Annotated in this window: 14 protein-coding genes; 3 read left to right on the forward strand and 11 right to left on the reverse strand. The window is 35.5% G+C overall.

The features are described from left to right. Positions 1 to 16 precede the first annotated feature (16 nt). The 11 genes from rsgA to OLM58_RS05260 form a co-directional block, all read right to left on the reverse strand. Positions 17 to 994 (reverse strand): ribosome small subunit-dependent GTPase A, encoded by a 978-nt coding sequence (gene rsgA / locus OLM58_RS05210; protein ID WP_026109952.1) that lies wholly within the window; start codon positions 992 to 994, stop codon positions 17 to 19. 137 nt (positions 995 to 1,131) lie between these two features. Beyond that, positions 1,132 to 4,344 (reverse strand): VIT domain-containing protein, encoded by a 3,213-nt coding sequence (locus OLM58_RS05215; RefSeq protein WP_264531463.1) that lies wholly within the window; start codon positions 4,342 to 4,344, stop codon positions 1,132 to 1,134. 218 nt (positions 4,345 to 4,562) lie between these two features. Next, positions 4,563 to 5,645, reverse strand: a complete 1,083-nt coding sequence (locus OLM58_RS05220; protein WP_264531464.1) for a bifunctional 3-deoxy-7-phosphoheptulonate synthase/chorismate mutase type II — start codon at positions 5,643 to 5,645, stop codon at positions 4,563 to 4,565. A gap of 12 nt (positions 5,646 to 5,657) precedes the next feature. Further along, positions 5,658 to 6,515, reverse strand: coding sequence for a prephenate dehydrogenase (locus OLM58_RS05225; protein WP_264531465.1), 858 nt, complete (start codon positions 6,513 to 6,515; stop codon positions 5,658 to 5,660). Positions 6,516 to 6,640: 125 nt separating this feature from the next. Then, positions 6,641 to 7,786 carry a pyridoxal phosphate-dependent aminotransferase gene (locus OLM58_RS05230; protein WP_264531466.1) on the reverse strand — a complete coding sequence of 382 codons (1,146 nt, stop codon included), beginning with the start codon at positions 7,784 to 7,786 and terminating at the stop codon, positions 6,641 to 6,643. A gap of 103 nt (positions 7,787 to 7,889) precedes the next feature. Further along, positions 7,890 to 8,729, reverse strand: coding sequence for a prephenate dehydratase (locus OLM58_RS05235; RefSeq protein ID WP_264531467.1), 840 nt, complete (start codon positions 8,727 to 8,729; stop codon positions 7,890 to 7,892). Positions 8,730 to 9,168: 439 nt separating this feature from the next. Beyond that, positions 9,169 to 10,335: a DUF1501 domain-containing protein gene (locus OLM58_RS05240; RefSeq protein WP_264531468.1), complete on the reverse strand. Its 1,167-nt coding sequence runs from the start codon at positions 10,333 to 10,335 to the stop codon at positions 9,169 to 9,171. An 11-nt stretch (positions 10,336 to 10,346) separates the two neighbouring features. Then, positions 10,347 to 11,744 (reverse strand): DUF1800 domain-containing protein, encoded by a 1,398-nt coding sequence (locus OLM58_RS05245; protein ID WP_264531469.1) that lies wholly within the window; start codon positions 11,742 to 11,744, stop codon positions 10,347 to 10,349. Positions 11,745 to 12,138: 394 nt separating this feature from the next. Continuing rightward, on the reverse strand, positions 12,139 to 14,532 hold the full coding sequence (locus OLM58_RS05250) for a ribonucleoside-diphosphate reductase subunit alpha (RefSeq protein WP_264531470.1): 2,394 nt from the start codon (positions 14,530 to 14,532) through the stop codon (positions 12,139 to 12,141). 252 nt (positions 14,533 to 14,784) lie between these two features. Then, positions 14,785 to 15,762, reverse strand: a complete 978-nt coding sequence (locus OLM58_RS05255) for a ribonucleotide-diphosphate reductase subunit beta (protein ID WP_070906526.1) — start codon at positions 15,760 to 15,762, stop codon at positions 14,785 to 14,787. Positions 15,763 to 16,098: 336 nt separating this feature from the next. Beyond that, on the reverse strand, positions 16,099 to 16,668 hold the full coding sequence (locus tag OLM58_RS05260) for a DUF3109 family protein (RefSeq protein WP_264531471.1): 570 nt from the start codon (positions 16,666 to 16,668) through the stop codon (positions 16,099 to 16,101). 317 nt (positions 16,669 to 16,985) lie between these two features. Here OLM58_RS05260 and OLM58_RS05265 point away from each other — a divergent pair, with 317 nt between their 5' ends. From OLM58_RS05265 to OLM58_RS05275, 3 genes are all read left to right on the forward strand, one after another. Next, positions 16,986 to 17,564 carry a MarC family protein gene (locus tag OLM58_RS05265; protein WP_089077245.1) on the forward strand — a complete coding sequence of 193 codons (579 nt, stop codon included), beginning with the start codon at positions 16,986 to 16,988 and terminating at the stop codon, positions 17,562 to 17,564. A 107-nt stretch (positions 17,565 to 17,671) separates the two neighbouring features. After that, entirely contained in the window at positions 17,672 to 17,872 is a 201-nt protein-coding gene (locus OLM58_RS05270; RefSeq protein ID WP_017496183.1) for a hypothetical protein, read from the forward strand. Positions 17,873 to 17,876: 4 nt separating this feature from the next. Continuing rightward, positions 17,877 to 18,482, forward strand: coding sequence for an FAD-dependent oxidoreductase (locus OLM58_RS05275; protein ID WP_264532425.1), 606 nt, complete (start codon positions 17,877 to 17,879; stop codon positions 18,480 to 18,482). Positions 18,483 to 18,508: the final 26 nt, after the last annotated feature.

Below are 18,508 nucleotides of genomic sequence, written 5' to 3' on the forward strand. Positions count from 1 at the left end.
GACCTTTTAACTGAATTTATTTTCTCGTTTCATCACTCGCTGCACGATCATCACCATAAGTATCCGTACGGTAATGCTCTTCGTCTCCTTCCAAGATCTTGAGGTAACTGTTATAACGGGACCAGGCAATTTCGTCTTTTTCTAAAGCGGCTTTAATGGCACAGTGTGGTTCTTCTTTATGCAAACAATTGTTAAACTTGCATTGATCTTTTAATCGGAAGAATTCCGGAAAATAACCGCTTATTTCTGAAGGTTCCATATCAACAATTCCAAAACCTTTTATTCCCGGAGTATCGATAATCTGTGCATTAAAAGACAGATCGTACATTTCGGCAAAAGTAGTGGTGTGCTGTCCTTGTTTGCTTTGTTCTGAAATTACAGTAGTTTTAAGATGCAAACTTGGTTCCATCGCATTAACCAATGTTGATTTTCCAACACCGGAATGTCCGGAAAACATACTTACTTTACCCACCATCATTTCTTTAAGCTTATCCACTCCTTTATTCTCTGTCGAAGAAATACGCAGGCACTTATATCCTATTTCCTGATAAATGTGCTGCAGATAAAGCTGTTCGTCCAAAGTATTTTCATCCAAAGTATCGATTTTATTAAAAATCAAAACAGCTTCAATTCCATACGCTTCGGCCGTAACTAGAAAACGATCTATGAAACTCGTTGTTGTTGGCGGATTATTAATGGTAATCAATAAAAAAACCTGATCAATATTAGAAGCAATAATATGAATCTGTTTGGATAAATTAACCGATTTACGAACGATATAGTTTTTTCTTTCGTGAATATTAAAAATCGTTCCGGTTACCGCATCTGAAGTTTGCTCTAATTCATAATCAACAATATCACCTACAGCAATTGGATTAGTACTTTTAATCCCCTTCATCCTAAACTTCCCTTTCATACGGCATTCTATAAAATCACCTTTTTCTGATTTTACGGTGTACCAACTTCCTGTAGATTTATATACGATTCCTGTCATTCTATATTTTTAGATTGCTGATTTTAGTTTTTAGATTATGCTTTGAACTAAAAAATAAAAGGCAAAATTACGTTTTTAGAATTGAACAACGCAACTTCGCCTTTTAAAATTAAAGACTTACTCTTTATTTGAAAGATTTACCAGATAATTTCGGCTAAAACATCATTCTCTTTAACTTTTCCTAACTGAATCGTTTTTAATGTTTTCGTCGTCTTCCCTTCTCTTGTGATATAAATTTCTACCATAATAGTTGCAGGACCATCTTCAGTCAACTTTGTTTCGCCAAAATAATTCGTTTTGATTTTATATTGCCCTTTAAGAGCGTTTCTAATTAAATACTGCTCTGGACCGTAACCTTGTATAAAATCCTTTGAAAACCTTCCTCCTGCTTGCGTCTCTTTATGACCATAATAACATTCTTCACCATTTGGTTCAATTACATGAAGATCTAAATCAACATCCATCTGATTCCAGTTCATTACTATTCTAATATCAACAGGCATTTTGTCCAAATATTTTTTATCTAATTTCCCAGTTTTTAATCCCGTATGTTCTGTAATCATTCGATTTAAATCCATCAAAACAATATCTTCAACTCCCTCATAATGGCCACGCATTTCGCCATAGTAATTCACTTCCAGCGCTTTGATTAATTCATCAAAAGCTTCCTGATATTTTCCGTCATCTTCAAGAGTCAATGCATAATCACGTAAACTTTGTGGCTCATGCGACCTCCATTTCGCTACTTGTTTCGCTGTAAATACTGCATCATCATAATCCTGCCACTGACGTAAAGTATAAGTTAATGTTTTATATAGCTGATGATTTTCTAAACCTAAATCGGCAATATTACTAAGGATCAGCAACGCTTTTTTTACATCGCCCTGATTGTAGAAAAAGTGTGCTACATCAAAATAAAAACTTGGATTTCTTTCCTGTGCTTTTCTTAATTCAAAATACAAATCATATTGTTTTTCTTTTGGAGCCGCAGCCAAAGCTTTTAAATACAATCTGTCCGGGTTCCAGATTTTAAACTTGTTCGGATTTTTTGTCGTAATGCTAATAACCCCATTTACCCCTCGACTGCCATAAATAGAGGTAACAGAAGGATCTGTAATTTTATCCACCGAAAGCATATTTGCATTTACTATATCTTCTAGTGTACCATCAAAAATTTGTCCATCAACAATTATTAAAAGCTCCTTGTTTTTAGTATCAGACAAATATCCTCTTACGACAGTTGTACTATAATCATCTTCTTTCTTTGTTTTGACTCCCTCGGGTTTAACAACAGATTGCGTCAGAGTATTTGCTAACCCTGGAGCAATATTTCTTGAAGGTCGGTACGATTTCTCTTTTTGGGATTGATTTTCTACAGACTCCAATCTCATTGCAGATACTGGTGAAGCGTCATATACATTGTCATCTTCGATAACTTCACTTGCTGGTCCCGAACCAACAGGCTCATCAACTATCAAAACAGCATCAGCATCACCTTTTATTGTTTCAGCGCCTCTCTTTTTCTTGGATTTAGGCAAAACTTTTGGCGCTACATATTTTTTATCTAGTTTCCACCAAAAATTCAATGCTGTAAAATAACCATCTACATTCTCCCAATTACTATTGTGTTTTGCTAGGCGACTTTCTTGTTCCTGTTTTTTTATCTTGTCAAATTCGGCACGCAATTCTGCTGGCGGAATAATATCATACATGATATAATCCTGAAGATTCTCCAGAACTATCAACGATGTGTTTTTGGCAATAATTCCGTATTTCTTTCCTAAAGTTTCAATTTCTTCGGCATTTTTGTCATATTGCAATTCAAGATTTGCAATTTTCTTTTGCACCCAAAGCTTTTCAATATTGACTTCACTTGTATTTTGATTTGCTGCATCGAATGCTATTTTTCTTTCCAAAACAGCATCATCTCCATTACCAAACAATAACGTAATTTCATTTTTTTGATTTAATGATATTCCAGAAAAACTAAAATTTCCTGAAACCGAACTTCCTTCCATCGGAAATAAATCAGTAATTAGAAGATTTTCTTTTATTCCCAAAAATTTCAGATTTGTATTAATCAATTTATCTAAAGCATTTTCTGTGCTCAATTGATTTAAATTAATGAAACTACCTCCTGTTTTTGAAGAGGAGTAATTTAAAAACGCAAAGTCAGCAGAAACAGAAGACGAAATGTTAAACACTGCTTTTTTAGTTTTTGGAAATGAGTTTTCACTCAACGACGACAAGCCATCTGTAGAAAACAAATACTGATCATGATTTGCAAAATTCAATTGCGAATAACGGGTTCCGCCATCGTATTTTGTGTTTTCTAAAACCGTTTTTAATTCACTCCAATTTCCATCAGAAATCACAAACTCTTTTCGTTTTTCGAAAGTGTAATTCAAAAGATACAAAGTCACTTTTGTATTCTTTATTTTTTGAAAATAAGCTTCCAATAAATCTAATTCTTTTTTAAGGTCACGATTCTGACAACTCAAAGAATTATCCCAGATCAAACCAATTGAAGAAGGTGTTTTTCTTGATTTTGTATTACCTTCAATAAAAACATTCCCATAAAAATAATACTGACCACCTGCATCTTGAGTCAAAACACTTGGTGTATTATTTTGTATCGGAACTTCAAAAACTAATTTTTCATCCGGCTGATAATTTTCTTTTTCGAAAGAAGCTTCGAAAGACTGATTCCATTTCGAGAAAGAAATTCTCGTTGATTTTTCAGTAATTTTTGGAGAAGTTGAAACTCCAATAACAGAAATCTTCACTGAAAATTTATCTAACTTTTTAGGATAACGACTCATCAATTGGTACACCAGATTGCCTTTATCAAAAGCTGAAAGTTCTTCTTCGTAACCAATAATCACGGTTCGTTCTCCATTTGGCAGTAACGGATAAATTCTGGTTCTAAAATTATTTCCATCTACTTTCTCCAATAATCCCGGGTCAACACGACGATGTTCAATCGCTTCAAAAACCTGTTTCCCTTTATTTTTATTAACCGGAACTGCTTCACGTATTTTTCCGTTAATATCAATAGCATATCTGGAAACCGAAACATTTTCCGGTAACGGAAAAATAAGTTCTGCCTCCATCTGACGGGTTCCTGAATTAAAAAAGTGCATTTCGGCAGTAGTATAAGCAATGTTTCCTACCACTTTTACATTGACGAAAAGCTTGTTCATTCTCACTTTTTCAGCATCCTCTCCTTTAACCGTTAGTTCAGGACTTTGTGCGAAACTTTTTATTCCAATAAACAAAAAGAATAAAAACAATACATGCAAATTCATCCGAAAAATGCCCGGCACAGACGAAAACAATTTTGACTTCATGATACGAAAATTTAGGTTTATACTTTTATAGAGAACAAAAAACATCAAAAGGTTGGGAAGATACTATTTATTTCAAAAAAAAAATCTCCAAAGCCAAAAAACAAAGGAGATTTAATGTAAAAAAAACAATCTATTTTTAAAATTGTGACATAAAAAAATCGTAGAGCAGCGTTTAAAAAGCTCCAATAAACTTATATCACTTATGTGTTTAGAAAAAATTATGCATTGAAAACTTTTTCCTGGTGACCAATACTTTCCTGGTGAATTGCTTTAAACATTCTCAAAACGAATTCTTCGGTAAGTCCTTTTTTCTCTCCTTCCAAAATCATTTTTCCTAAGATTTCATTCCAACGGTTGTTTTGAAGAATCGCAACGTTTGCATCTTTTTTCACCTGTCCGATTTCATCAGCAACTTTCATACGTTTTCCAAGCAACTCTAATAAGTTAGCATCCAAAACGTCAATATTTGCTCTTAATTTCTTCATTTTTTGGTTGTACTCGTCTGTAGTATCATCTGTTTTTCTGATTGTCAAATCTTTTATGATTTGCTTCAGCGCCTCAGGAGTTACTTGTTGAGCGGCATCACTCCAGGCATTGTCCGGATCGTAGTGCGTTTCGATAATCATACCATCATAATTCAAATCCAAAGCTTCCTGAGTCACTTCGAAAATCATGTTACGGTTTCCGGTAATATGAGACGGATCGATGATTAATGGCAGATCAGGGAATTTATTTTGCAATTCGATTGCAATTTGCCATTCCGGAATGTTTCTGTATTTTGTTTTTTCGTAAGTCGAAAATCCTCTGTGAATCACTCCTAATTTTTCGATTCCTGCCATATGCAAACGCTCCACACCACCTAACCATAAAGCTAAATCAGGGTTTACCGGATTTTTAACCAAAACGATTTTATCTGTTCCTTTCAAAGTATCTGCAATTTCCTGAACTGCAAAAGGGTTTGCCGTTGTACGGGCACCCACCCATAAAACGTCGATATCGTGTTCTAAAGCCAATTTACAGTGTGCTGCAGTTGCTACTTCAGTTCCCATTAATAAACCGGTTTCAGCTTTCGCTTTTTGTAACCATTTCAAACCAATTTCTCCAACACCCTCAAATCCTCCCGGACGTGTTCTTGGTTTCCAGATTCCTGCTCTGAACACACTAACTTTTGAATCTTTCAATTCACGTGCGATCTTCAATACCTGATCTTCTGTTTCTGCGCTGCATGGTCCTGCTATCACAAGTGGGTGATTTAAATTGAAATCTTCTAACCACTTTCTCATTTCTTTCTTATTTTCCATCTTTGTTATAGTTTATTTTTTAATTGTTAATCCGTTTAATATTTCTTTAATTTTATTGGTGCTTTCCATTTCTTCAAAAATGGCGCTATAATCTTCTTCTTTCAGCAAATCTCTAAACCGACTGAGATTTGAAATGTATGCTTCTAAAGTTTCGAGAACGTATTCTTTATTCTGCTCAAAAATGGGCGTCCACATTGCAGGAGAACTTTTGGCCAGACGCACTGTACTTTCAAATCCGCTTCCCGCCATATCGAAAATATCCTGCTCGTCTTTTTCTTTATTCATTACCGTTTTCCCGAGCATAAACGAACTGATGTGCGATAAATGCGAGACATAAGCAATGTGTTTGTCGTGTGAAACCGGATCCATGTATCGAATTCTCATCCCTATTTCAGCAAAAAGCTTTAATGCTTTCTCCTGCAATTTAAAAGTGGTTTTTTCCACTTCACAGATAATATTTGTTTTCCCTTTAAACAACCCTCTTATCGCTGCCGAGGGCCCTGAGAACTCTGTACCGGCAATTGGATGTGTGGCAATAAAATTCCTTCTCTTTGGGTGGCTTGCTACTGCATCACAAATTGGTTTTTTAGTCGACCCTACTTCAAAAACGATGGTTTTGTCGCCCACTAAATCCAGTACTTTAGGCAAAACCGTTAGTGCCACATCTACAGGAACCGAAACAATTACAAAATCAGCTCCTGACAAATCTTCAAAATGTCCTTCCTGATCAATAACTCCTAAATCAATTGCTTCCTGCAGGTGTTTTTCATTACTGTCAATTCCAAAAACAGCTGCATTTGGATGTTGGTCCTTGATGTCCAACACCATCGAACCGCCAATTAATCCTATTCCTATTACGTATATTTTCATAATATTCCTTTAATTTCCAATTTTTGATCTTATTTGTCTCCCTGAGCGAAGTCGAAGGTCGCTCCAATTGGAACGTGGGCTTCGACTTCGCTCAGCCCAACAATCTAAAATCTGATATCTAAAATTTAAAATCGCTCTATCGCTTCTTGTACTTTTTCTTCTTTTACACACAATGAGAATCTGATGTATCCTTCGCCGTTGCTCCCGAAAATAGTCCCTGGCGTGATGAAAATATGTTTCTCGTATAATATTTCGTCAATGAACTTCTCTGCTGACGCTATCCCTTCCGGAAGTTTTGCCCAAACAAATAGTCCAACACCTTCTTTATAAACTTCGCAGCCCAATTTCTCTGCTAATTTTTCTGTTAATTCTCTACGGCGTCTGTAAATTACATTCTGATCTTCGAACCAACTTTTATCACAATTTAAAGCTGCAACGGCGCCTTTCTGAATTCCGTAAAACATACCGCTGTCCATATTGCTTTTTACTTTCAAAACAGCATCGATAATTTCAGGCTTCCCTAAAACCATTCCAACTCTCCAGCCGGCCATATTGAATGTTTTACTCAATGAATTCAATTCTAAAGCCACATCCTTTGCCCCTTCAACCTGCAGCAAACTCATTGGATTATCATTTAAAACAAAACTATACGGATTATCGTTAACCAATAGTATGTTGTGTTTTTTAGCAAAAGCAACCAATTTTTCAAATAACGTCAAGCTTCCTCTTGCACCCGTTGGCATATGAGGATACCCCAGCCACATCAGTTTTACTTTCTCCAGCTCTAATTTTTCTAAAGCTTCAAAATCCGGCTCCCACGCATTTGCTTCTTTCAAATCATAATAAACCGGAACTGCTCCAACCAAATTGGTTACCGAAGTATAGGTCGGATAACCCGGATTCGGAATTAAAACATGATCGCCTTCATTTAAAAATGCTAACGAAATGTGCATAATTCCTTCTTTCGAACCCATCAAAGGCAAAATCTCATTGTTCGGATTCAACACAACACCAAACTGATTCTGATAAAAATCAGCCATTCCTTTTCTCAATTCCGGCAACCCCTGATAGCTTTGATAGCCATGCCCGTTTTCCTCCTGAATTGCTGCGGCTACCGCTTCAATTACTGCTTTAGACGGACTCAAATCAGGGCTTCCGATGCCCATATTGATGATAGGTTTTCCTTCAGATTGCAGTTGACGAACTTCTCTCAATTTTGAGGAGAAGTAGTATTCTTCAACTGTATCTAATCGTTTTGCTGTTGTGATCATTTTTTTTGGTTTTAGGCTTTAAGCAGTATGCTTTAGGCTCATTTAAACTTTTTTAATTTGCTGTATTATTCTTTTTAACTTTATGATTTTCGACTTTTCAACTTTAAGACTCACTTAAAGGTTTTGTGTTTTTGTATTCTCCCAATACTTTAAAATATTCTGCCATAATGTTTAATAACGATTTGGCTTTTGCAAAATCTTCGTATTTCTCAAAGGTCACGTCTACGAAAAACGAATATTTCCAGGGTGTTTCAATTTTTGGAAGCGACTGAATTTTGGTCAGATTCAATTTACAGTCACTCATTACATTTAAAACCGCTGCCAGACTTCCTCTTTTATGGTCCAGTTCAAACTTAATTGAGGCTCTGTTGATTTCATTTTCCGGCAAAAAAGAATTCTGCTTTTTAATGATTACAAAGCGGGTCATATTGTTTTTGATGGTTTGGATTTCAGGAGCGATAATTTCTAAATTATACATTTCTGAAGCCGTTTTACTGGCGATCGCTGCAATTCCGGTCAATTGTTTTTCCTGAATTCTTCTTGCCGTTTCGGCCGTATCTTTATCCTCAACCAATTTAATATTTGGATATTGTTTCAAAAAATCCATGCATTGTAATAAAGCCATCGGATGCGAATGAACCTCTTTTATATCCTCAATTTTCTGACCTTCTAAAGCCATTAAATTTTGGTGAATATTCAAATAATGCTCTCCGATAATGTGAATATTATTCTTATCAATCAAGGCATAATTTGGAATAATTGGCCCCGCAATCGAATTTTCAATAGCCATTACTGCCTGCTCTGATTTTCCTGAAAGTAGACTGTCAATTAATTCTTCAAAAGATAAACACTCATCAATATCCACGTTTTCAGAGAAATACTCCTTCACTACCTGATGGTGAAAAGATCCTTTTATACCTTGTATTGCAATTTTCGTTGTCATATATTCAAAAAAAAATCCTGATTTGCATCAGGATTGTATATTAGTTTTATTTGTCTTTTAATTTTCTCAAATAACCATAGCACAATCCTCACTTCTACTAAAGAAGAAATAAAAAGAGTTGCTAAAATAAAAACGGTTATGGGTCATTTTGTTTGTGTTTTTCAATAAATACTCTGCGAATGTATAAATTATTTTTACCGCACCAAAAAAAATAATACTTTTTATGAAACAAAAAAGGATTTCTTAACAAATTTATGATGTTTTGTAAGATAATATAAAAATATCCTCTTAAAATGAGATATTTACAATTGGTTTTTTGAAGATGCTAAGGTTCTGAGGTACTAATGTGCTACGTTTTTTCGCCACGAATTCACGAATGATTTCAATCTATTGCAGCTTTTAAACAAACAATTCGTGAATTCGTGGCTATCTCGCGATCCTAAAATAATCCTGAAACCGGCTTGTTCATAATCCCAATTCTAGTATAATCGAAATTCATTTTTTGCTGTAATAATGAGGCGTACACACTTCTAAAATCAATTTCATATTTCAGATCTCCGTTATCCAAATTAGATAAATCAGGGTTCTTACCTAAAATTGTCCCTCTGTTGTTTCCGCCAATTATAAACATTGGCGCTGCAGTTCCGTGATCTGTGCCGTTTCCATTATCTTTAACACGTCTTCCAAATTCAGAAAAAACTACGACCGTTACATTCTGAAGCAGCTTTGCCTGTTTCAAATCCTGATAAAAACTATACAAGGCATCATTCAGCTCCCCTAATTTTCGTTCGTGCAAAGCCAGCTGATTGTCATGAGTGTCAAATCCACCCAGCGAGGTATAATATACTTTCGAATTTAGATTTCCTTTAATTAGTCGGCCAATCCATTCCAGATTTTTAGACAATTCTGTTTTCGAATAACTAATTTCCGACTTTGATTTTACCAATGCCTTCTGGATCTCATCTGATCCTTCTGTAACCGAATTGGCAATTTTTCGAACAAAATCCAATTGCGGATTATCAGACAAGGTTACATTTGTTTCTTTATCTGATTTCACCTTAAATCGGTTTGGGTCTTTTACAGTTATAAAATTAGGCTCATTTCCTTTTAAAGCTAAATTATCGATCGAATCCAGATTTATTCCCGCCGTAGCCTGATGTCCGTTGCATTGTAAATCTAAATAGCGTCCTAACCAGCCTTCGTTGCTATACTTATTAGAATCTGTTGCGGTTTGCCAAATTTCCTGACTTCTAAAATGTGATCGAATGGGTTCGGGATAACCTACATTTTGAATTACAGTCAAATCTCCGTTTTGCTGTATCTGAGCCAGATCTTTCAATGCCGGATGAAATGCCATTCCTTTATTTTTACCAATAACAACGTCTTTATTCAAAGCTATTTTTGTACGGTAGTCATAATATAGCGGATTGTCGTACGGTATAAAAGTATTCAGCCCGTCATTCCCTCCGTTTAACTGAACAAACACCACACATTGCTCCCCTACGATTAAACTACTCTGCGAACCAAATGCGTGTAAAAAATCAGGAAGTACCAACATTCCGCCGGTAAGAGTTCCTGTAAGCGTTAGAAAATTCCTTCTGTTCATGATAATAATTTCTAAATTAATTGATACTCGGGCAGTTTTGTAATATAATTGAAGAGCCGAATTACGGCAAAATTGGCGTGTTCCTCTTTTGGATCGAAATCGTATTTCAGTAAATTCTCCATGTCTTTTTGCATCGAATCATTTACTTTAAACAATAATCTGTTTGACAGTTCTGTGATGATCGTTTTATTAGTACCATTGGTGTCAAAATTTATTTTTACATCCACTTTTTCAAACTGCGGTTTTGGTTTTTCATCATCAGCGGTCATTGTGTTCAGGGTTTTTCGGGTAATACTTTTTCCGGAACAAAGTAAGTCGGCTGTATTATTACGCTGCAGGTAAATTTGAGAAGTCAGCCAGGAATTTCCTCCCTCCCAACCTTTCACGTTAACCTGATTGTACAAATCCATTCCTTGCTGCTTCAGAAAAAACAAAATCATACCGTCATCAAGATCGTCAATATGCAGTTCATCTAAAAGCTGTAAAATGTAAACTAACGGATCTTTGATTTTTGTTCCTGAATTCTCTTTCTTGTATTCTTCGGTAAAAATTTTGGTTAACAAAGGCTGTATTTCAAATTTCACTTCCCTAAAATAATCCCCATAATAGGTCACCAAATCTGCAGGTGGATTGTCATAAATGAACCATTCCAAAATTTTTCGGGTAATGAGATATGGAATGTTTTTCTGTTCGAAAATAATATCGACCAAATCATCTGCTTTCCAGTTTCCGGTTTTACCAAAATACGTTTTGTCTGTATCATCTTCAGCAAACCGCCTGTAAGCAGCTCTGTTGTCGCCATAATTGAGTCCGGCCAGAGCTCTTGCACCGTTCTTAATGTCGTTTTCGGTGTAGTTTCCAATTCCAATGGTGAACAATTCCAATAATTCACGACTGAGATTCTCGTTATATTTCCCTTTTTTGTTATCGACATTATCCAGATACTTCACCATAGCATTCGATTTTATGATTTGCTTGGTAAGCTCTTTAAAGTTTCCAAAGGCATGTTCCCGTAAAATCATATTGTGCTGGTAAATCCAGTAATTGACTTTTACTTTTTGAGAAGTAGAGACAAAGTGATTGTGCCAAAAGCAAACCATGTTCTCCCGTAATGGAAATTCGTCATTACGCATTTTTCCAATCCACCATTTTCTCAACTCCACAGCGGAGTAGAATTCTTTTTTCAGAACTTTCTTTTTTTCCTCTGAATCTGCCGTTTTAATAGACTCTTTAAGTTCTTTGAGTTCTAATAATGTTTTGGGATCATCTTCCAGAAAAGCGGGGAGCTGGGTATCAAATTTAGATTGATAAGACTGCTTCAGGAATTTTTCTATTCCCAATTTTTCAATCGCATCGGATTCCTTTCCGGAAAAACCCAATCGCAATGACCAAAGATTGCTTTTTTTCATAATTCAGAAATTATTACAATAAGACTTGACTTTCTCTTAAAGGTTTAAAGAGAAGGTTCTGAGATGCTTAGTTACTAAGGTGCTAAGGCTTTAAAATCTTTGGTAATAATTAGAACGAGGTATTTTTGGGGATATTGTATTTGATTTGTCAGCAGCTTTAACTGAAGGTTAAAATACAATCATAGAAAAACTTTAGCTAAAACATTTCGGCTAAAGCCATCTTAAAAAAACCTGAAAACCTCCAGCTAAAGCTGGTGGCAATCCAACATCTCGTTTCTCTATCCTGACAATAAAATAGTCTCCATAAAAAAAGCAGCTATCATTACAATAACTGCTTTCTATTAATTAAGAATAATCTTTTCTCTTTACTCTATTTTCTTTCTTCTGAAAATCATTAAGATCCACACATTTCACAATCTTCAGGATCTCCAGCTTGTGCTTTTAGCAACATTGCTTTATAATCCTCAACGCTGATTGGTTCCGTTTCTGCAACTAATGTTGGAGCTGTTTCTTCTTTTTTATCATTATTCAGCGTGAATTTAATCGCATCAACTGCTGATTTTGTTCTTAGGTAATACATTCCCGTTTTTAAACCTGACTGCCAAGCATAGAAGTGCATTGACGTTAGTTTAGAGTAGTTAGCATCCTGCATGAACAAGTTCAACGATTGAGACTGATCAATGAAATACCCTCTTTGACGTGACATATCGATAATGTCTTTCATCGACATTTCCCAAACTGTTTTATAAAGATCTTTTAAATCTTGTGGGATAATATCAATGTTTTGAACAGATCCGTTATGACGCATAATTTCTTGTTTCAAATCTTCGTTCCACAAACCTCTGTCTACTAAATCATGAAGTAAATGTTTGTTTACTACGATGAATTCTCCAGACAATACACGACGTGTATAAATGTTTGAGGTATACGGTTCGAAAGCTTCATTGTTTCCAAGAATCTGCGAAGTCGAAGCTGTTGGCATTGGCGCAACCAATAATGAGTTACGAACTCCGTGCTCCATTACTTCTTTTCTTAAAGAAGCCCAGTCCCAACGACCTGATAATTCTTCATCTTTCAATCCCCACATATTGTATTGGAATTCTCCCTGTGACATTGGAGAACCTGCGAAAGTTGAATACGGACCTTCTTCTTTTGCCATTTCCATAGAAGCGGTTACAGCTGCAAAGTATAAAGTTTCGAAAATTTCCTGATTTAATGCTTTAGCCTGATCACTTGTAAAAGGCATACGCAACATGATGAAAGCATCGGCTAAACCTTGCACTCCTAATCCTACCGGACGGTGACGAAGGTTAGAATTTTCAGCTTCTTTAACCGGGTAATAGTTTCTGTCAATTACCTTGTTCAGGTTACGGGTTACACGTTTCGTAACATTGTAAAGTGCTTCGTGATCGAATTTTCCGTTATCAATAAACATTGGTAATGAAATAGAAGCCAGGTTACAAACTGCAATTTCATCTTTAGAAGTGTACTCCATAATCTCAGTACACAAGTTAGACGAACGAATGGTTCCTAAATTCTTGTGATTTGATTTACGGTTTGCTGCATCTTTGTACAACATATATGGTGTTCCCGTTTCGATTTGTGATTCGAGGATTTTCTCCCATAATTCACGTGCACGAATCGTTTTTCTACCTTTTCCTCTAAATTCATAATCGGTATACAATGCTTCAAATTCTTCTCCATAAACATCGTACAGCCCAGGACACTCATTAGGACACATTAAAGTCCAGGTAGTATCTTCCTGTACACGTTTCATGAATAAATCTGAAGTCCACATCGCGAAGAATAAATCTCTCGCACGCATTTCTTCTTTTCCTGTATTTTTCTTTAAATCTAAGAAATCAAAGATATCAGCATGCCAGGTTTCGATGTAAATCGCAAAACTTCCTTTGCGTTTTCCACCACCTTGGTCTACATAACGTGCGGTATCGTTGAAAACTCTCAACATCGGAACAATTCCGTTTGAAGTTCCATTTGTACCACGAATGTATGATCCCGTCGCACGAACGTTATGAATAGAAAGTCCAATTCCTCCCGCGGATTGGGAGATTTTAGCCGTTTGTTTTAAAGTATCATAAATCCCATCAATACTATCGTCCTGCATAGCCAATAGGAAACAAGATGACATTTGTGGTTTTGGAGTTCCGGCATTAAACAACGTTGGCGTTGCATGCGTGAAGAACTTTTTAGACATTAAGTCGTAGGTTTCAATTACAGCTTTTAAATCGTCAAGGTGAATACCAACCGAAACACGCATTAACATATGCTGCGGTCTTTCGACGATTTTACCGTTTATTTTTAACAGATAAGAACGCTCTAAGGTTTTAAAACCAAAGTAATCGTAATTAAAGTCTCTTGTGTAAATGATATGCGAATCTAAGAAAGCAGAGTTTTCCTGAATTACTTTAAATACTTCATCCGAAAGCAACGGAGCATCTTGTCCGTTTCTTGGATTTACGTAATTGTACATATCCTTCATCGTTTCTGAGAACGATTTCTTGGTATTGGAATGTAGATTTGAAATTGCCACACGTGCCGCCAATTGTGCATAATCAGGATGCGCAATCGTCATAGAAGCTGCCGTTTCTGCCGCAAGATTATCCAACTCAGAAGTCGAAACCCCATCGTACAATCCTTCAATAACCCTCATCGCCACCTTAACAGGATCTACAAGTTCATTTAAACCATAACACAATTTTTTGATTCTTTCTGTAATCTTATCAAACATTACCGGCTCTTTATGGCCATCTCTTTTTACTACATACATAAGCTTACTTTTTTAGTTATTGAAAAAATGAAAGTCTCGGGAATAACGATTTCCAAGGCTTAAACATTGTGTGTTTTTAAATTATTTTTTGAGAATTGCAGGATTCTCAATAGTTGTCTGTTTCCAGTTTGAAAAACAAACTGAAAGGCATTAAAAATTGCACTTGAATCAACGATTTGGGATGAAGATTCAATCTTATAAAATGATTTATTTTTTTAGTGTTTTGGTATACACTAAATTTATTGCTGTTGTCTAAAAATCTGCATCAAATGAAATTTTCTGAGCATCACTGTCTGTGTTCATCACACCTGATTTTTGATACTCCGCAACACGTTTTTCAAAGAAATTAGTTTTTCCCTGAAGAGAGATCATGTCCATGAAATCGAACGGATTCGCTGATCCATACACACGCTCGCAACCTAATTCTACTAATAATCTATCCGCAACAAACTCTAGATATTGCGTCATTAAAGTAGCATTCATTCCTATTAAACTTACCGGAAGAGATTCTGTTACAAACTCTCTTTCGATATTTAAAGCATCAACGATGATTTCTTTAATTCTGTCTTTTGGCACTTTATTAACCAGGTGATGATTGTGTAAATGCACTGCAAAATCGCAGTGTACACCTTCGTCACGCGAAATCAATTCATTCGAAAAAGTTAAACCTGGCATTAAACCGCGTTTTTTCAACCAATAAATTGAACAGAAAGCACCTGAGAAAAAGATCCCCTCTACTGCTGCAAAAGCAATTAGTCTTTCAGCAAACGAATCTGATTCGATCCATTTTAAAGCCCATTCTGCTTTTTTGCCAATTGCAGGAAAAACTTCTAAAGCATTAAACAATTCCGCTTTCTCTGCTTCATCTTTTACATAGGTATCAATTAATAAAGAATAAGTCTCACTATGAATATTCTCCATCATAATTTGAAAACCATAGAAAAATTTAGCTTCGGCATATTGAACTTCATTTACAAAGTTCTCTGCAAGGTTTTCATTTACAATTCCATCAGAAGCTGCAAAAAAAGCTAAAATGTGTTTGATAAAGTATCTTTCGTCGTCACTTAATTTATTATTCCAGTCAGTCAAGTCTTGGTGCAAATCGATTTCTTCGGCAGTCCAGAAACTAGCCTCCATCTTTTTGTACCATTCCCAAATATCATGATGTTTAATTGGGAAAATAACGAAACGATTTTTGTTTTCTTGTAATATTGGCTCGACTTGTAACATGAAATTTTTCTTTAATTTTTATACTAAATTTTAGCTCATTCAGTAGACTACAAAGATTGTCATTTGTTGCCTAAAATAAAAGCCAAACTTATTCACAATCGGACGTAGTTTTTAACAAAGCAGTAAAAATGAGATATTTTTCAGACAATAATTAAACTACTGAAAACAAGCAAATTAATATTAAATTTCATCTCATTTTCGGAAGTAAAATATAGAATTTTTGAAATAAAAAGCAAGAAAATTTTAAATGTTTTTAAAAGTTTTTACCTGACTTCTTAAATGTTTTTTTAATCAAAATCTGAGCACTTCCCAGCAATGGTAATGGCTACCGATTTTTTATGATTTTTTGAGTTCTTCCGCAACTTTTTCAAGCTCCAAATACCAATCCTCTCCAAAGCGGCGAATTAATGCTTCTTTGACAAATTTATACACCGGAACTTCCAACTCTTTACCTAAAGAGCAGGCATCGTCGCAAATGTCCCACTTGTCATAGTTTACAGCAGCGAACTCTGTAAAGTCTTTCACCCTTATTGGATATAAATGACAGGAAACAGGTTTTTTCCAGTCTACGATTCCCTGATTGTACGCCTGCTCAATTCCGCAAAGCGCGGTCTTGCCATCAAAAATAACATAGGCACAGTCTTTATTATCAATCAGAGTCGTTTCAAGATCACCATCCGTTCCTTTTACCCAGGTTCCCTGAGCTTCGATGGCAGCAATCCCTTCTTTTCGCAAGAAAGGCTTTACCTTAGGATAGATTTCTTCCAGAATTTTAGTCTCAGCTTCGCTCAAAGGCGCACCGGCATCTCCATCAACACAGCAAGCTCCTTTACAAGCTGACAAGTTGCACACAAATTCTTTTTCAAGAATATCTTCTGAAATAATGGTTTTCCCTAATTGAAACATGATATTGAAATACTGTAATTTATAAAGTGCAAAGATACGCAAAGAAAGCAGATATTTTGTCTATTCTTTTCTCATGCTTACCCAACAAATTCACATGTCAAACACTTTATGCCGGTCCCGGACAAAAAACCGTCGCAACATTTTTCGGCAAACGCCTTGCAAATATGCAAAACAACTCACCAATTGTTATAAAAATCGCTTTTTTAAACAACAACACGTGTTTTTATAACAAAAATACAGCCCTTTCACTATATCACAAAAAAGCATTAACTTTATTATCTACTTTTGCACATCTCTAAACAGTAAATAAAAAAATTATGTTAGAAATTGATTTTAAGGAAATTATCACCGTTGGAATGGTACTTTTTGCCGTAATCGATATTGTAGGATCAATTCCGATTATATTAAATTTAAGAGCGAAAGTTGGCCATATAGATTCAGAGAAAGCTTCAATTGTAGCCGGTCTGATTATGATTACTTTTCTTTTTGTCGGAGAAGGTTTTTTGCATCTTATTGGAATTGATGTACATTCTTTTGCTGTTGCGGGTTCATTTGTATTGTTCTTTCTGGCTTTGGAAATGATTTTAGGAATCCGAATTTATCGCGATGAAGAACCGGGATCAGCCTCGATTGTTCCTTTGGCCTTCCCCTTAATTGCAGGCGCCGGTACGATGACTACTTTATTATCATTACGTTCTCAGTTTCATACTATTAACATTATTATTGCCATTTTACTAAATATTATTCTGGTTTACGTTGTTTTGAAATCTTCTAAAAAAATAGAAAATTTATTAGGAGAAAACGGACTTGGCGTAGTTCGCAAGACATTTGGAGTAATCCTTTTAGCAATTGCTGTTAAATTATTTGCTGCTAATGTTAAAGGTTTGTTTGTCTAACAATTATTTTTATAAATTTACCCCATAAAATTTCTAAAATATAACTTTAAGATACTTTTCACATCTGACAGTTCTACTTTATTATTTTAGACAAAAAAACAACCATTATGAAAATTTTTACTTCAATTTTAGTGCTTTTGGCATTGGCATTAATCGTTTTTAATATTACGCTACTGGACTTCAAAAATCCTTTTCAGGGAGACAGTGTAGTTGCTTTTATTGGAATCGCTGCTTCATTTTGCGCCGTTTTAATTCTTTTGATTTTTAGAATCTCTAAAAGAATTGAAGAAAAAACAAACGGACGATAATCTTATGTTTGATGTTTTAATTATTGGCGGAGGTGTTTCAGGCATGTCCTGTGCTCTTGTATTGGGATCGGCCAAAAACAAAGCTTTTGTAACCGATAAAAAAATTGGAATTTTTACACATCAAAAAAACTCTTCTCTACAGGAAGCTATTTTTTACAATGCTTACGGCATTACACCCGGCAAACTGGGATCTGACTTGTTAGTAGAAAGCACTCAGGATTTAGCCAAAACTTATCCTCATATCACTCAGATAGAAAACGAGAAGGTAGTTAAAGTTGAAGGCTCCTATCAGGACTTCATCGTAACTACTAACAAAAACTCCTATAAAACAAAAAGTATCGTAATCGGTATTGGTTCTGCAAATACTTTTGACATAGAAGGGCTGATGCAATATATCGAGCCACACAAAAAAGCACTTCCCGAAAAACAACGCATCCAGCTTAAAAATGACGACCACAAGGTTGCCGACGGTATTTACGTTATAGGAACTCTCGCAGGCTGGAGAAGTCAATTAGCGATTGCAGCCGGAAGTGGTGCTGCCGTAGCGACAGACATCTTAACTTTATGGAACAACGGCGTGCAAACTCATGCTCACGACAGTATTCGATAAAACAACCTATCGGTTAAACAAAATAA

It is taken from the genome of Flavobacterium sp. N502540 (assembly GCF_025947365.1).
In the GTDB taxonomy this organism is placed as follows: domain Bacteria; phylum Bacteroidota; class Bacteroidia; order Flavobacteriales; family Flavobacteriaceae; genus Flavobacterium.

What these genes read in the sequence shown, in the direction of transcription:
- rsgA (WP_026109952.1), bottom strand. Translation starts at nt 994, where the DNA reads ATGACAGGAATCGTATATAAATCTACAGGAAGTTGGTACACCGTAAAA.
- OLM58_RS05215 (WP_264531463.1), bottom strand. Translation starts at nt 4,344, where the DNA reads ATGAAGTCAAAATTGTTTTCGTCTGTGCCGGGCATTTTTCGGATGAAT.
- OLM58_RS05220 (WP_264531464.1), bottom strand. Translation starts at nt 5,645, where the DNA reads ATGGAAAATAAGAAAGAAATGAGAAAGTGGTTAGAAGATTTCAATTTA.
- OLM58_RS05225 (WP_264531465.1), bottom strand. Translation starts at nt 6,515, where the DNA reads ATGAAAATATACGTAATAGGAATAGGATTAATTGGCGGTTCGATGGTG.
- OLM58_RS05230 (WP_264531466.1), bottom strand. Translation starts at nt 7,786, where the DNA reads ATGATCACAACAGCAAAACGATTAGATACAGTTGAAGAATACTACTTC.
- OLM58_RS05235 (WP_264531467.1), bottom strand. Translation starts at nt 8,729, where the DNA reads ATGACAACGAAAATTGCAATACAAGGTATAAAAGGATCTTTTCACCAT.
- OLM58_RS05240 (WP_264531468.1), bottom strand. Translation starts at nt 10,335, where the DNA reads ATGAACAGAAGGAATTTTCTAACGCTTACAGGAACTCTTACCGGCGGA.
- OLM58_RS05245 (WP_264531469.1), bottom strand. Translation starts at nt 11,744, where the DNA reads ATGAAAAAAAGCAATCTTTGGTCATTGCGATTGGGTTTTTCCGGAAAG.
- OLM58_RS05250 (WP_264531470.1), bottom strand. Translation starts at nt 14,532, where the DNA reads ATGTATGTAGTAAAAAGAGATGGCCATAAAGAGCCGGTAATGTTTGAT.
- OLM58_RS05255 (WP_070906526.1), bottom strand. Translation starts at nt 15,762, where the DNA reads ATGTTACAAGTCGAGCCAATATTACAAGAAAACAAAAATCGTTTCGTT.
- OLM58_RS05260 (WP_264531471.1), bottom strand. Translation starts at nt 16,668, where the DNA reads ATGTTTCAATTAGGGAAAACCATTATTTCAGAAGATATTCTTGAAAAA.
- OLM58_RS05265 (WP_089077245.1), top strand. Translation starts at nt 16,986, where the DNA reads ATGTTAGAAATTGATTTTAAGGAAATTATCACCGTTGGAATGGTACTT.
- OLM58_RS05270 (WP_017496183.1), top strand. Translation starts at nt 17,672, where the DNA reads ATGAAAATTTTTACTTCAATTTTAGTGCTTTTGGCATTGGCATTAATC.
- OLM58_RS05275 (WP_264532425.1), top strand. Translation starts at nt 17,877, where the DNA reads ATGTTTGATGTTTTAATTATTGGCGGAGGTGTTTCAGGCATGTCCTGT.